Source organism: Microbacterium sp. KR10-403, assembly GCF_040196215.1.
GTDB lineage: Bacteria > Actinomycetota > Actinomycetes > Actinomycetales > Microbacteriaceae > Microbacterium.
Genome location: NZ_JBEGDC010000001.1, coordinates 276,602 through 291,199, shown reverse-complemented (window position 1 = coordinate 291,199; position 14,598 = coordinate 276,602). Strand labels below are relative to the sequence as shown.

The 14,598-nt window shown below is 66.0% G+C and carries 13 protein-coding genes and 2 tRNA genes; 6 read left to right on the top strand and 9 right to left on the bottom strand.

Annotated elements, in window-relative coordinates:
* Window positions 1-28: 28 nt before the first annotated feature.
* The 9 genes from ABMQ42_RS01415 to dnaA form a co-directional block, all read right to left on the bottom strand.
* Window positions 29-101, bottom strand: a tRNA-Ala gene (locus tag ABMQ42_RS01415).
* 15 nt (window positions 102-116) lie between these two features.
* Window positions 117-190 (bottom strand) — tRNA-Ile (locus ABMQ42_RS01410).
* Between the two features lie 67 nt (window positions 191-257).
* Window positions 258-662: a DUF3566 domain-containing protein gene (locus ABMQ42_RS01405; RefSeq protein ID WP_349720858.1), complete on the bottom strand. Its 405-nt coding sequence runs from the start codon at window positions 660-662 to the stop codon at window positions 258-260.
* Window positions 659-3,232 carry a DNA gyrase subunit A gene (gyrA, locus tag ABMQ42_RS01400; protein ID WP_349720857.1) on the bottom strand — a complete coding sequence of 858 codons (2,574 nt, stop codon included), beginning with the start codon at window positions 3,230-3,232 and terminating at the stop codon, window positions 659-661. Before gyrA ends, ABMQ42_RS01405 begins: the two co-directional genes overlap by 4 nt.
* 103 nt (window positions 3,233-3,335) lie before the next feature.
* The gene (gene gyrB / locus ABMQ42_RS01395) at window positions 3,336-5,408 is read right to left on the bottom strand and encodes a DNA topoisomerase (ATP-hydrolyzing) subunit B (RefSeq protein ID WP_349720855.1); all 2,073 of its coding nucleotides are present in this window, start codon (window positions 5,406-5,408) and stop codon (window positions 3,336-3,338) included.
* A gap of 122 nt (window positions 5,409-5,530) precedes the next feature.
* A complete protein-coding gene (locus tag ABMQ42_RS01390) occupies window positions 5,531-6,025 on the bottom strand; it encodes a DciA family protein (protein ID WP_349720853.1) in 495 nt (164 codons plus the stop codon).
* The gene (recF, locus tag ABMQ42_RS01385; RefSeq protein ID WP_349720851.1) at window positions 6,015-7,259 is read right to left on the bottom strand and encodes a DNA replication/repair protein RecF; all 1,245 of its coding nucleotides are present in this window, start codon (window positions 7,257-7,259) and stop codon (window positions 6,015-6,017) included. Before recF ends, ABMQ42_RS01390 begins: the two co-directional genes overlap by 11 nt.
* A 263-nt stretch (window positions 7,260-7,522) precedes the next feature.
* Window positions 7,523-8,671, bottom strand: coding sequence for a DNA polymerase III subunit beta (dnaN, locus tag ABMQ42_RS01380; protein ID WP_349720849.1), 1,149 nt, complete (start codon window positions 8,669-8,671; stop codon window positions 7,523-7,525).
* Window positions 8,672-9,077: 406 nt separating this feature from the next.
* Window positions 9,078-10,487: a chromosomal replication initiator protein DnaA gene (gene dnaA / locus ABMQ42_RS01375; protein ID WP_349720848.1), complete on the bottom strand. Its 1,410-nt coding sequence runs from the start codon at window positions 10,485-10,487 to the stop codon at window positions 9,078-9,080.
* A gap of 296 nt (window positions 10,488-10,783) precedes the next feature.
* Here dnaA and rpmH point away from each other — a divergent pair, with 296 nt between their 5' ends.
* The 6 genes from rpmH to rsmG all read left to right on the top strand — a co-directional run bounded on the left by rpmH (window position 10,784) and on the right by rsmG (window position 13,928).
* Window positions 10,784-10,921: a 50S ribosomal protein L34 gene (gene rpmH, locus ABMQ42_RS01370; protein WP_349720846.1), complete on the top strand. Its 138-nt coding sequence runs from the start codon at window positions 10,784-10,786 to the stop codon at window positions 10,919-10,921.
* 73 nt (window positions 10,922-10,994) lie between these two features.
* A complete protein-coding gene (rnpA, locus tag ABMQ42_RS01365; protein WP_349720845.1) occupies window positions 10,995-11,267 on the top strand; it encodes a ribonuclease P protein component in 273 nt (90 codons plus the stop codon).
* Window positions 11,264-11,620 carry a membrane protein insertion efficiency factor YidD gene (gene yidD / locus ABMQ42_RS01360; RefSeq protein ID WP_502884575.1) on the top strand — a complete coding sequence of 119 codons (357 nt, stop codon included), beginning with the start codon at window positions 11,264-11,266 and terminating at the stop codon, window positions 11,618-11,620. Before rnpA ends, yidD begins: the two co-directional genes overlap by 4 nt.
* Before the next feature lie 3 nt (window positions 11,621-11,623).
* Window positions 11,624-12,763 (top strand): membrane protein insertase YidC, encoded by a 1,140-nt coding sequence (yidC, locus tag ABMQ42_RS01355; protein WP_349720844.1) that lies wholly within the window; start codon window positions 11,624-11,626, stop codon window positions 12,761-12,763.
* 17 nt (window positions 12,764-12,780) lie between these two features.
* A complete protein-coding gene (locus tag ABMQ42_RS01350) occupies window positions 12,781-13,278 on the top strand; it encodes a Jag family protein (protein WP_349720842.1) in 498 nt (165 codons plus the stop codon).
* 26 nt (window positions 13,279-13,304) lie between these two features.
* Window positions 13,305-13,928 carry a 16S rRNA (guanine(527)-N(7))-methyltransferase RsmG gene (rsmG, locus tag ABMQ42_RS01345; protein ID WP_349721500.1) on the top strand — a complete coding sequence of 208 codons (624 nt, stop codon included), beginning with the start codon at window positions 13,305-13,307 and terminating at the stop codon, window positions 13,926-13,928.
* The last annotated feature ends 670 nt before the right edge of the window (window positions 13,929-14,598 follow it).

Below are 14,598 nucleotides of genomic sequence, written 5' to 3'. Positions count from 1 at the left end.
CGCATGAGTCCGGGGTTCTGACGAAGGGTGGAGCCTACCGGGTTCGAACCGGTGACCCCCTGCTTGCAAAGCAGGTGCTCTACCAACTGAGCTAAGGCCCCGAAAATCTTGCAGTGTGGGGGTACCAGGACTTGAACCTGGGACCTCTTCATTATCAGTGAAGCGCTCTAACCGCCTGAGCTATACCCCCGTGCGTCAACGCACGTCAACCTCAAAGAGATTACCCGAAACCGCGGGATTTTCCGAATCAGTCCGATTCAGTTCGAGGTGAACCCGATCAGCAGCCCGCCGGTGATCTTCACGGCGAGGTTGTAGATGCCGGCGACCACCGCGCCGAGCACCGTCACCACCACGAGATTGAGGATCGCGATGATCGCGGCCATGGCCATCACCTGCGGCAGGCCGATGATCGACGACAGCGCGATGCCCCCGTCGGAGATGCTCTTGAACAGCTCATCGGCCTTGCCGACGAGGCCCGTCGCCGAGACCACCATGTAGATGAGGAAGAACGTGACGATCGTCACGACCGCCATCACCACCGCCGCCAGGAACGACAGCTTCACCGCGGACCAGAAGTCGACGTACACGAGGCGCAGGCGCACCTGCTTGGCGCTGGTCTTGTGGGTGGACTTCTTCGCCAGCTTGTCGGCCACTGTGCTCATGCGTCAGTACTCTCTTCGGTGGTCTCGGGGGATGCGTCGTTCGCACCGGCATCGTCGGTGTCGGCCGTGGCTTCCACCTCGTCGTCGTCACCCAATCCGCGTTCGGAGTTCCGCGCGATCGCGATGATCTTGTCATCGTCGCCCGGACGGGCGAACACGACACCCATAGTGTCTCGACCCTTGGCGGGCACCTCGGCCACGGCAGAGCGTACCACCTTGCCACTGGCAAGAACCACAAGGATCTCGTCGTCCGCAGAGGCGATCAGACCGCCCGCGAGCTCGCCGCGATCGTCGTTGAGTTTGGCCACCTTGATGCCGAGACCACCACGCCCCTGCACCCGGTATTCGCCCACCACCGTGCGCTTCGCGTAGCCGCCGTCGGTCACCACGAAGACGTAGCCGTCATCGGACACGACCGATGCCGACAACAGGCTGTCGTCCCCGCGGAACGACATGCCCTTCACGCCCTCCGTGGAGCGGCCCATGGGGCGCAACGCGTCGTCGGTCGCCGAGAAGCGCAGTGACATGCCGCGCCGACTGATGAGAAGGATGTCGTCGCCCTCGTCAACGGTCATGGCGCTGACGAGCTCGTCGCCCTCGCGCAGGCGGATGGCGATGATGCCGCCCTGGCGGTTCGTGTCGTACTCGCTCAGACGCGTCTTCTTGACGAGGCCGCCCCGGGTCGCGAGCACCAGATACTGGGCGTCTTCATAGCTGTGCAGATCGAGGATCTGGGCGATCTCCTCCTCGGGCTGCAGCGCGAGCAGGTTCGCTACGTGCTGTCCCTTGGCGTCGCGCCCGGCCTCCGGCACCTCGTACGCCTTGGCCCGGTACACACGGCCCTTGGTCGTGAAGAACAGCAGCCAGTGGTGCGTGGTCGTCACGAAGAAGTGCTCGACCACATCGTCGGCGCGCAGCTGCGCGCCCTTCACACCCTTGCCGCCACGGTGCTGCGAGCGGTAGTTGTCGCTGCGCGTGCGCTTGATGTAGCCGTCGCGGGTGACGGTGACCACCATCTCCTCTTCGGGGATGAGGTCTTCCATCGACATGTCGCCGTCGTAGCCGGGGATGATCTGCGTGCGCCGCTCGTCGCCGAACTTGGCCACGATCTCGGTGAGCTCTTCACGCACGATCGTGCGCTGCCGCTCGGGCTTGGCGAGAATGTCGTTGAAGTCGGCGATCTGCAGTTCGAGCTCGGCGGCCTCGTCGATGATCTTCTGACGCTCGAGGGCGGCGAGGCGCCGCAGCTGCATCGCCAGGATCGCGTCGGCCTGGTCGTCGTCGATCTCGAGCAGCTGCTTCAGGCCCTGCCGTGCGTCATCGACCGTGGGCGACCGGCGGATGAGCGCGATGACCTCGTCGAGCGCGTCGAGCGCCTTGAGGTAGCCGCGCAGGATGTGCATGCGCTCCTCGGCCTTGCGCAGCCGGTAGCGGGTGCGCCGCACGATGACGTCGATCTGGTGGTTCACCCAGTGGATGATGAAGCCGTCCAGCGGCAGCGTGCGCGGCACGCCGTCGACGATCGCCAGCATGTTGGCGCCGAAGTTCTCCTGCAGCTGGGTGTGCTTGTACAGGTTGTTGAGCACGACCTTGGCAACGGCATCCCGTCGCAGCACGATGACCAGCCGCTGGCCGGTGCGATCCGACGACTCGTCGCGGATGTCGGCGATGCCGGCGATGCGCCCGTCACGGGTGAGATCGCGGATCTTGACGGCGAGGTTGTCGGGGTTGACCTGGTACGGGAGCTCGGTGACCACCAGGCAGGTGCGCCCCTGGATCTCCTCCACGTTGACGACCGCGCGCATCGTGATCGATCCGCGGCCGGTGCGATAGGCATCGTGGATGCCGCGGGTCCCGAGGATCTGCGCGGCGGTGGGGAAGTCGGGGCCGGGGATGCGCTGCATGAGCGCTTCGAGCAGCTCGTCGCGGGCCGCATCGGGGTGGTCGAGGGCCCACAAAGCCCCGTCGGCGACCTCGCGCAGGTTGTGCGGCGGGATGTTGGTGGCCATGCCGACCGCGATGCCCACCGAGCCGTTCACCAGCAGGTTCGGGAAGCGCGCCGGGAGCACCTTGGGCTCCTGCGTCTGGCCGTCGTAGTTGTCCTCGAAGTCGACGGTGTCTTCCTCGATGTCGCGCACCATCTCGAGCGCGAGGGGAGCCATCTTGGTCTCGGTGTACCGGGGGGCGGCGGCCCCCATGTTGCCGGGCGAGCCGAAGTTGCCCTGGCCGAGGGCGAGCGGGTAGCGCAGCGACCACGGCTGCACCAGGCGCACCAGGGTGTCGTAGATCGCCGAGTCACCGTGCGGGTGGTACTGACCCATCACCTCGCCGACGACGCGCGCGCACTTCGAGAACGACTTGTCGGGGCGGTAGCCGCCGTCGTACATCGCGTAGATCACGCGGCGGTGCACGGGCTTGAGTCCGTCGCGCACGTCGGGCAGCGCGCGCCCGACGATCACGCTCATCGCGTAGTCGAGGTAGCTGCGCTGCATCTCCACCTGCAGATCGACCTGGTCGATCTTGCCGTGGTTGTGCTCGGGGGCTTCGTTGGGGCGTTCGTCGTCAGCCATTAGTCTTCGTTCTCCGTTGCTGTCGTTCCATCTCGCCCCGCCCGCTCAACGGCCGCTCGGTGAGCGGGGAGTGAAGCGACGAGTCGAAACGCACAGGTGATGCCTAGATGTCGAGGAAGCGCACGTCTTTCGCGTTGCGCTGGATGAAGGTGCGCCGCGATTCGACGTCTTCACCCATCAGCACCGAGAAGATCTCGTCAGCCGAGGCGGCGTCATCGATCGTGACCTGGCGCAGCGTGCGCGTCGTCGGGTCCATGGTGGTCTCCCACAGCTCCTTCGGGTTCATCTCGCCGAGACCCTTGTAGCGCTGGATGCCGTTGTCCTTGGGGATGCGCTTGCCACCGGCGAGCCCGTTGGCCAGCAGACCGTCGCGCTCGGCATCGGAGTACACGTACTCATGCGGAGAGTTGGTCCACTTCAGCCGGTACAGCGGCGGCATGGCGAGGTAGACGAAGCCGGCCTCGATGAGCCCGCGCATGTAGCGGAACAGCAGCGTCAGCAGCAGCGTCGTGATGTGCTGGCCGTCGACGTCCGCATCGGCCATCAGAACGATCTTGTGGTAGCGGGCCTTGTCGAGGTCGAAGTCTTCGCCGATGCCCGTGCCGAACGCCTGGATCATCGCCTGGATCTCGTTGTTCGACAGCGCCCGGTCGAGGCGTGCGCGCTCGACGTTCAGGATCTTGCCGCGCAGCGACAGGATCGCCTGCGTGTGCGGGTCACGGCCCTGCACGGCCGAGCCGCCAGCCGAGTCGCCCTCCACGAGGAAGATCTCACTGATCGAGGGATCTTTGCTCGTGCAGTCCTTGAGTTTGTCGGGCATGGATGCCGACTCGAAGACGCTCTTGCGGCGGGCGGTCTCGCGCGCCTTGCGCGCCGCCATGCGTGCGGTCGACGCGTCGATCGCCTTGCGCACGATGTTCTTCGCCGAGGTGGGGTTGCGGTCGAACCAGTCGCCGAGCTGGTCGCCGACGACCTTCTGCACGAACGCCTTCGCCTCGGTGTTGCCGAGCTTCGTCTTGGTCTGCCCCTCGAACTGTGGCTCGGAGAGCTTGACCGAGATCACCGCGGTCAGGCCCTCGCGCACGTCCTCGCCGGAGAGGTTGTCATCCTTCTCCTTCAGGAGATTGTTCGCCCGCGCATACTTGTTCACCAGGCTCGTCAGCGCCGAGCGGAAGCCCTCTTCGTGCGTGCCGCCCTCGTGGGTGTTGATCGTGTTCGCGTAGGTGAAGACATTCTCGGTGTAGCTCGTCGTCCACTGCATCGCGACCTCGAGCGAGATCTTGCGCACGGTGTCTTCCGACTCGAAGTCGATGATCTCGTCGTGCACCTGCTCGGTCTTGCGCACCTTGTTGAGGTACTCGACGTAGTCGACGAGGCCGCGCTCGTAGAGGAAGGTGTCGTGGCGCTGGGTGATGACCTCTTCGCCCTCGATGTCTTCGATCTCGATGGCCTTCTCGCGCTCGTCCTCGAGCGTGATGGTCAGGCCCTTGTTCAGGAACGCCATCTGCTGGAAGCGCACGCGCAGGGTGTCGTAATCGAATTCGACGGTGTCGAAGATCGACGCGTCGGGCCAGAACGTGATGATCGTGCCGGTCTCGTCGGTCTCTTCGCCCTGCTCGAGCGGCCCCTGGGGGAAGCCGCCGGCCGCGAAGACCTGCCGCCAGGCGTAGCCCTCGCGCTTGACCTCGACCTCGAAGCGGGTCGACAGGGCGTTGACCACCGACGAGCCGACGCCGTGCAGACCACCGGAGACCGCGTACCCGCCGCCGCCGAACTTGCCGCCGGCGTGCAGCACCGTCAGCACGACCTCGACGGTGGACTTGCTGGGGTCGGACGCGTGCGGGGCGACCGGGATGCCGCGACCGTTGTCGACACAGCGGATGCCGCCGTCGGCGAGGATCGTGACGTTGATGGTGTCGCAGTACCCGGCGAGGGCCTCGTCGACCGAGTTGTCGACGATCTCCTGCACGAGGTGGTGCAGGCCGCGCTCACCGGTCGACCCGATGTACATGCCGGGCCGCTTGCGCACGGCCTCGAGCCCTTCGAGCACCTGGATCGCGTCAGCGCCGTAGTCGGTCTTCGCGGGTTTCGGGGTGGTGACCCTCGGCTGCTGCTCTGCGTCGCCTTGCTGGTCGCCTGCCTGCGCGGACTCGTTCTCCGGTGTATCTGACGTCATAGGGATCCCGCGTTCCGAATCATGTGAAGAAGTTGCCTTCAGTCTATCAAGAGACCCCTGGGAACGCGGCATGAACGGCCCTGTGACGCGAGAAAACGATGCGGCCCGATCCGGGACCCGACCTAACCGTAGGTATCGCGCGGACCACGCCCTGGAACGGCTCTCGGACCCCATTTCCAGGAAGGGACATCCGGCCCGATGAACCGCAGACTCGAGACGCCCGCATCCGGAAAGCGCTGGAGGATCTGCGTGAGGATGTGCGCGCGCATGAGCTGCAGCTGCTTGGCCCAGGCCGTCGAGTCGCACTGGATCGTCAGCATCCCGTCCGCAAGAGCGACCGGTCGTGTGTGCTGTGCAGTGTCGGCGCCGGCCACCTCGGCCCACCGGCGCACGAGGTCTGCACGGGCCATCGGCTCGTCCCAGCCGGAATCGTGCGTGAGCTTGTCGAGCACGTCGCCGACGCCCTTCGGGTCACGGCCGGGCGCGAACGGCTGGTTCTCGTCGTCGTCGTTGCCGCGCCTGCGCCGACGGCGCTTCGCGCGCGGCGAGGGCTCGAGACCCCGCAGCCTCAGATACGTCGCGAGCGTCTCCGGAACGTCGTCGTCCTCAGCGCTCATCGTCTGCCCCTTCGGGGGCGGGATGCCGCGGGCCGGTGGCTTCATCCGGCATCGCCGTGTCACCCGCGTCGTCCTTGTCGGCGGGATGCTCCGGGTCGATGATCGTGCCGGCTTCGACACGCACGACATGTGCACGCAGCGCATCGGGGATGTCGGGCTCGACCGCGGCCGTCACGATCACCTGCTCATAATCAGCCACGAGCGAGGCCAAGCGCACGCGGCGGTCGGCGTCGAGCTCGGCGAACACGTCGTCGAGGATCACGATCGGGTCGCCCAGTTGCGATTCGGCGCGCAGCAGCTCAGCCGAGGCCAGCCGCAGGCCGAGCGCGACCGACCACGACTCGCCGTGCGACGCGTAGCCCTTCACCGGCAGGCCGCGCAAGCGCAGGATGAGGTCGTCGCGATGCGGGCCGACCAGCGTGATGCCGCGCTCGAGCTCTGTCGCGCGCTTCGCGGCAAGGGCCGCGCGGAACCTGTCGACCGTGGTGCCGGCGGCCGCGGCATCCACCTCTGTGTCGTCCTCGTCGGGATCGGCGCCGTCGACCGAGAGCGCCCAGTCGAGCCCTGAGTGGTGGTCCGCTCCTGCGATGGCGGTGTACGCCCCGGCAAGCGGCGCCGCGAGCTCGTCGGCCAGCCTGGCGCGCGCGTCGATGACCTGTGCCCCGAGCGTGACGAGTTTGTCGTCCCACACCTCGAGCGTCGACAGCTGGTCACCGCGGATGCCGCGCGCCTTTGCGGACTTCAGCAGGGCGTTTCGCTGCCGTACGACCCGGTCGTAGTCACCGAGGACACCCGCCATGCGCGGCGCGCGCTGGATGAGCAGCTGATCCATGAACCGCCGCCGCGCGGACGGGTCGCCCCGCACGATCTGCAGGTCTTCGGGCGCGAAGAGCACGACCTGCGCATAGCGCGGCAGTTCGGCGGGACGGATCGTGGACCCGTTCACGCGCGCCTTGTTCGACCCCTGCTTGTTGACCTGCACCTCGAGCACGATGCGCCGGGTTCCGTGCGCGAGCCGCGCGCGGACGATCGCGGCGTCGGCCCCGCGGCGCACCATCGGCGCATCGGTCGAGACGCGGTGCGAACCCAGCGTGGCGAAATAGGCGATGGCCTCGGCGAGGTTCGTCTTGCCCTGTCCGTTGCGGCCGACGAAGACGTTCGGGCCCGCCTGCAGCGACACGTCGGCGGCCGCGTAATTGCGGAAATCCACCAGGCTCAACTGCTCGACGATCACCGGATCAACCCTACCGACGGCATCCCCCACCGCCTACGCGCGGCGCCCTCCGCTTCCGCTGCCCCCTCTTCCCAGGCCTCCTCCTGCGCCAAATTCACATGAGTCTGTCGAGCGCACATCGAACCGCCCGGCAGTGTGACGTGCACGGGACGGATTCATGTGAGTCCGCCGGGTCGGCGGCCGATCTGGGCGGCGGGTCAGCGCAGCAACACGCTGTAGTCAGCGCAGCAACACGCTGTAGTCAGCGCAGCAACACGCTGTAGTCAGCGCAGCAACAGGTTCGGCTGCAGCAGGTAGCGGAAGGTGTCCTCTCCGCCCTTCTCGACCGAGGTCTGCGGGGTGATCAGCACCGGGCTCAGCTTGTTCTGGTTCTCGGCCGACGTGAAGGTGATGCGCGTGAACTCGCTGCGCACCGCGCTGAGAGCCTCGAGCAGGTACTGGGGGTTGAGGCCGAGTGTGACGTCCTCGCCCACGAGGGTCGACTCGACCGACTCGTTCGCCCGCGCCTGCTCTGTGCCCGAGGCATCCATCGACACCGTGTCGGCGGTGAACGTGAACCGCAGCGGCGCGGACCGGTCGAGCACGAGCGACACGCGCCGCACGGCTTCGGCCAGATCGGCGGTGTTCACGACAGCATGGTGCTCGGTCTGCTCGGGGAACAGGCGCCGCACCGGCGGGAAATTGCCCTTGATCAGGAGGGATGTCACGGTCTTGTCGCCGGAGGTGAACGCGATGATCTCGCGGTCGCCCGATCCCGAGAACGAGATGGAGATCTCGCCGCCGTGCGAGAACGTCTTGCCGACCTCCGTGAGCGTGCGCGCCGGCACGAGTGCCGACGTGCTCTCTTCGGATGCGGCGCTGCCGCTGTCCCACGGGATGTCGCGGAGCGCGACGCGGTAGCGGTCGGTCGCGACGAGGCTGAGCTGCGTGCCGCTCACCTCGAGCTGCACGCCGGTGAGGACCGGGGTGACGTCGTCGCGCGACGCAGCGAACGCGACCTGCGAGATCGCGGTCGCGAAGTCTTCGGCGGGGACGAGGCCCGACTCTCCGCTGACCTCGGGGATCGCGGGGTATTCCTGCACGGGCATCGAGGCGAGCATGAAGCGCGCCGAACCGCACGTGAGCGCGATGCCGTCGTCTTCGACCTCCACCTGGATCGGCGCGTTGGGCAGGCGACTGGCGATGTCGGAGAGCAGTCGACCGTGCACGAGGATCGTGCCCGGCTCGTCGACGCTCGCCTCGATCGTCGTGCGTGCGGACGCCTCGTAGTCGAATGCCGAGAGCGACAGTCCGTCGTCACCGGCCTCGATGAGCACGCCGGCCAGAATCGGCTGGGGGTTGCGCTGCGGGAGCAGCTTCACGACGAATGACACGGCCTCGCTGAAGACATCGCGACCTACGTGGAACTTCACTTGCGCTCCCTCGACCTTTTGTTGGGTTCACCCATGCTAATGCCCACGACCCGTTCGTCGAGAGGACTGCGTGCACTTCCGGCTCGGCCGCCGGCTTTTCCGCAATGGTGATGGAGCGGCTATTTCTGAGTTAACTCTTCGTCATGGTGTTAACACCTGTGGAGACTGTGGATAACTCGGTGGATCCGTGGAATCACAAGGGAACTACACGCGTGTGAGTTGTGGAACGGCTGCGGAAACGCGTGTTCATGCGGACGGAGCGGGGATGCCGTCGTCACGGCGTTCTCCACAGGAAGCGGCCCATGACTCACAGAGAATGACATTCGCGGCCGTATTCTCCACAAGTTATCCACATGTGCAGAAGCGCAATCCTGGCGCGGGCGCAGCCCTTCGTCAAGAGGGGAGGTCAGCGGGCGTTTCGTCCCAGCTGCGCGGTGATGTCGGTGACGTGGTTGAAGATCGAGCGACGCTCCTTCATGAGATCGCTGATCTTCTTGTACGCGTACATGACGGTCGTGTGATCGCGGCCGCCGAACAGCTGACCGATCTTCGGGAGTGAGAGGCTGGTGCGCTCGCGGCACAGGTACATGGCGATCTGGCGGGCCTGCGCGACCTGCTGCGATCGGCTCGACCCGTACAGGTCGTCCACCGAGAGCTTGAAGTACGACGCGGTCGCCGTGATGATGTCCGTCGGCGAGATGATGTTGGCGTCGTCCTGGTCGACGATGTCGCGGAGCACGGTCTGAGCGAGCGACATGTCGAGCGTCGACCGGTTCAGGCTCGCGAAGGCCGAGACGCGGATGAGCGCGCCCTCGAGTTCGCGGATGTTCGACGAGACCACCGTGGCGATGTACTCGAGCACCTCGTCGGGGATCTGCAGGCGCTCGCTCTGCGCCTTCTTACGAAGGATCGCGATGCGGGTCTCCAGGTCGGGCGCCTGCACATCGGTGATCAGGCCCCACTCGAACCGGCTGCGCATGCGGTCCTCGAAGCCGGTCAGGTGCTTCGGCGGCACATCGCTGGTGATGACGACCTGCTTGTCGTGGTCGTGCAGCTGGTTGAACGTGTGGAAGAAGGCCTCTTGGGTCTCGGCGCGCCCCTGCAGGAACTGGATGTCGTCGATGAGGAGGATGTCGACGTCGCGGTACCGCGCCTGGAATGCGGCCCCGCGGTTGTTGGCGATCGAGTTGATGAAGTCGTTGGTGAACTCTTCGCTGGAGACGTAGCGGACACGGATGCCGGCATACATGCTCTGTGCGTAGTCGCCGATGGCGTGCAGAAGGTGCGTCTTGCCCAGGCCCGAGTCGCCGTACACGAACAGCGGGTTGTAGGCCTTCGCCGGCGCTTCGGCGACAGCGACGGCCGCGGCATGCGCGAAGCGGTTGGACTGGCCGATCACGAAGCTGTCGAACGTGTACTTGGGGTTCAGCCGTGTGTCGCTGCGGGCCGGCGGGGCGACGGGTTCGCTGCGCTCGGGCACGATGCGCTCTTCGAGCATCGGAGACGGCGCGGTCTGCACGGGGATCGCCGCGGTCAGCTGGGCGTCGGTGAGATCGGGGTTCACGACGACGCGGAAGGTCGTGACATCGTCGCCGGCGTGCTCGAGCGCCTCCATGATCGGTGCGCGCATCCGCTTGTTGATCTGGGAGGCCGTCAGATCGTTGGGGACATCGATGTAGAGGATGCCGCCCATCACGCCCTGCGGGACGGCCAGATTCAGGAAGCCCCACATCTGCGGGGTGACGCGGTCATCGGCCTCGAGGAGGTGGACGACCGTGCGCCAAACCGGTACGTCTGGAATCTCCTGCTGCGCCATGGCCCCCCCGGCTGTCGATGTGACACAGGTGGCGGAGGACGCCGTGACCTGTGGATAACTTGCCCGAGCAACGCTAGTCAGCACGCGCGAAGAGAGCAAACTCCACTGTAGATGGCGGGCGCGTGTCACTTCCAGCGCTTCCACCGACCCTGTGGATAATGTGCGTGTCTTGTCACTCGGTTTGAGATATCGGCACCTACGACGTAGCCTTAATCGGTTGACTTATACCTCTGCGGTGTGAGTCCCTCATCGTCGTCCCCGGGCCAGCGACCCGGTGAACCTCCCGGAGTGAACCCATGACCAAGCGCACCTTCCAGCCCAACAACCGCCGTCGCGCCAAGAAGCACGGCTTCCGCGCCCGCATGCGCACCCGCGCCGGCCGCGCCATTCTCTCGGCTCGCCGCGCCAAGGGCCGCAGCGAACTCTCCGCCTGACGCGATCCCAGTGCTCGCGAGGCCGAATCGGCTGACCCGCGGCGCGGAGTACAAAGCCGTCGTCCGTCGGGGTGTGAAGTGTGCCGGGCGGCACACGATCACGTACGTCGTCTCCTCCGATGAGGCGCGCGCGGCACGGTTCGGCTTCATCGTGAGCAAGCAGGTGGGAACAGCCGTCACGCGCAACACCGTGCGTCGACGGCTCAAAGCCGTCTGTGCCCAGGCGCTGCCGCGCACCCGTGACGGTGCAGACGTCGTGATCCGTGCACTGCCGAGTGCTGCGCGCGCCGACTTCCGCACCCTCCAGGCCGAGGTCGACCGGTGCCTGGCACGGAGGGCGGCGTGAGCGTCGCCACCCTGCCGGCAGGGTACGTCGGTCAGGGCCGCTGGCGCGGCATCCGATTCTGGCGAACTCTGCCGCTTCTCCCCCGAAACCTCCTCCTCGTCTTCCTGCACACGTATCGTGCGACGATCTCGCACGCGTATGGCGATGTCTGCAGGTATTACCCGACATGCTCGGCCTATGCGGTCGGCGCGGTCCAGCAGCACGGCGCGGTCCTCGGCGGCGCTCGTGCTTTCTGGCGCATTCTGCGCTGCCATCCATGGGCGGCCGGCGGCGTCGATGACGTCCCGCCCGGTCGGCGCTTCCGCTTCGAGCTGACTCCGCACGGATTCGTCGTGCCCCCCAGAAAGGACTGATCCGTGCAGGATCTTCTGCTTCTCGCCGCGAGCACCCCCTCGCCGTCGCCGACAGCCGCCTCCGGGGGCGGTTTCGACCCCATCGGCTTCGTGCTGTGGCCGCTGAAGTGGGCGGTCGAGGCGATCCTGGTCGCCTTCCACTGGTTCTTCACGCTGTTCGGGATGAACCCGGCATCCGGCCTGACCTGGGTTCTGTCGATCATCGGTCTGGTCGTCGTCGTGCGTGCCGCCCTTGTTCCGCTGTTCGTCAAGCAGATCAAGAGTCAGCGCAAGATGATGGAGATCGCGCCCGAGCTCAAGAAGATCCAAGAGAAGTACAAGGGCAAGCGCGATCAGCTCTCTCGCGAGGCGATGAGCCGCGAGACGATGGCGCTGTACAAGAAGAACGGCACGTCTCCGGTGTCGGGCTGTCTGCCGATCCTGGTGCAGATGCCGGTGTTCTTCTCGCTGTACAGCGTGCTCTCGACGATCAAGACCAACGCCGAAGCCGGGCACGGCGGTATCTTCTGGCTGACGAGCGAGCTGACGCAGGAGTTCTACAATGCGAAGCTCTTCGGCGTCGCATCGCTGCACGAGTCGCTGCAGGGCACGATCCAGACCAAGCCCGAGGGGTGGCAGATCACGGTCACCATCATGGTGACGCTGGTGGTGCTGATGATCGCGTCGCAGTTCTTCACGCAGCTGCAGATCGTCTCGAAGAACCTGTCGCCCGAGGCCCGCCAGGGCCAGGCGTACAAGATGCAGCGGATGATGGTCTACATCCTGCCGTTCGCGTTCGTCTTCTCGGGCGTGTTCTTCCCGCTCGGTGTCGTCATCTACTGGTTCACCAGCAACATCTGGACGGCTGTGCAGCAGTTCATGGTCATCCGCAACATGCCGACGCCCGGATCGCAGGCAGCCAAGGAGCGTGAGGAGCGCCTGGCTAAGAAGGGCAAGGCGCTCGACGCCAAGGGCAAGATCATTCCGATGGAGAAGTATGTCGCCGAGCAGGAGCGGCTTCTCGCAGAGGCGGAGAAGGCGAAGGCTGCTGCTCCGAAGCGGCAGCAGCCGGTGAGCAAGCAGCGCGCGAAGAAGCAGGCGCAGAAGAACAAGCCGTCGGGTGCCCCGGGCAATTCCGGCGGATCCGCGACATCCTCATCCTGAACCCCGGAGGAACACGCATGTCCACGACCCAGACCCCGAGCGGTCACGAGGCCACTGTCGAGCAGCTCGAGCAGGAAGGCGACATCGCCGCCGACTTCATCGAGGGGCTGCTGGATATCGCCGACCTCGATGGTGATCTCGCCCTTGACGTCCGGAACGGGCGCGCGTATGTCTCCGTCGAGGCGGAGGATGCCTCCTCGCTGCGCATCCTCGGCGACCCTGATACCGTCCAGGCGGTACAGGAACTCACTCGCCTCGCCGTGCAGAACCAGACGGGTCGTTTCTCGCGCCTGATCCTCGATATCGCAGGTTCGCGCGACGCTCGACAGCACGAGCTCGCCCGTCTCGTCGATCGCGCCGTGGCGCGGTTGGATGACGGTGCATCGCAGGCGTCGCTGCCGTCGATGTCGAGTTACGAGCGCAAGCTCGTGCACGACATCGTGGCGGAGCGCGGTCTCGTCTCGGAGTCCTACGGCGAAGGCGCAGACCGACACACCGTGATCCGCCGCGCGTGAGCGGAGCCGACGTGGTGGACGAGGGGATGCTGGAGCCCGAGCCGGCAGCGGCCGTCACTGTCTTCGGCGACCGTGTCGAGCTGGCCCGTCGATTCACCGCGGCGTTGGCTGAACATGGTGAAGAACGCGGTTTGATCGGGCCTTTAGAGCTTCCGCGACTGTGGAGCCGGCACCTCTTGAACAGCGCCGTGATCGCTCCGCTTTTCACTGGGCGCGTGGCAGACGTAGGGTCCGGTGCCGGCCTGCCGGGGCTTGTACTCGCGATCGCGCGACCTGATGTGGAGTGGGTTCTCATCGAGCCCATGGAGCGCCGTGTCTCCTGGCTGAACGAACAGGTTGCCGAGCTGAAGCTCGACAACGTGGAAGTGGTTCGTGCGCGCGCCGAGGACTGGAAGGGCGGCCGTGTGTTCGACGCCGTCACGGCACGCGCGGTGAGCGCATTGCGCACCCTCATTCCGCTGACGGCACCGCTGGTTCGTGACGGCGGTGAGCTGATCTTCTTGAAGGGCAAGAGCGCCCCAGCAGAGATCGACGCCGCCGAGAAGCAGGTGCGAAAGTTCCGCCTCTCCGCGGTGCGGACGGAGACCTTCGGCGAAGGCGTCGTCGATGAACCGTCCACCGTCGTGCGCGCGGTCGTTCGCGCGAGCTGAGCGACGATCCCTGCTGCCGCCGCTGCTGCCGTCGCCTCTCTCCCTGCTGCGGTCGGCCCCTGCCTCTGCTGCTGGGCCGGCCAGGCTGTCCGGTTTCAGTGACGGCCTCGTCGTTGCATATCGCTGTGGTGGATCGCACCGCTACGGATCTATGGGTGCCCGGTGCCGCGTCGGTCGGTCGGTCTTCAGCTTCCGCCTGTGGGTGTTTCACGTGAAACAGCGCTGTTGCTTCGGTATCTCGAGCCTTTGGCGCGTTGGCGAGGCTGATAGGTGTTGTAACAGGACGTGACCACCACTGTGTCGCGGCGCGGTGTGACGAGGCTGGCTCGAGGTGACGTGATCGACTGTCGGCGCGGTGGTCATGGCGCGGTGCTGGAGCCGGTGCTCAACCATTTCGGCGGGAACGTCGTTCACGCGGACGTCGCCGAAGCGTCAAAGACACCATCCCCTGCCTGGCTACGCATCCGATGAGACGAATCACCTGCGAAGCACTGGCGCGGGGCTGAATGGCGTGTATTCGAGCGGATCTGGATCATGTGAGGGTGACGGAATCGTGGGAAGCATCTCGCGTAGCGTAACTCGGTGCGGGCCGCGCACTTCGGGCGCGTTTCACGTGAAACATCGCATTAAGCAGTGGAAGTAGCGTGCCGCGCGGTTGGCTGGTTCGGCT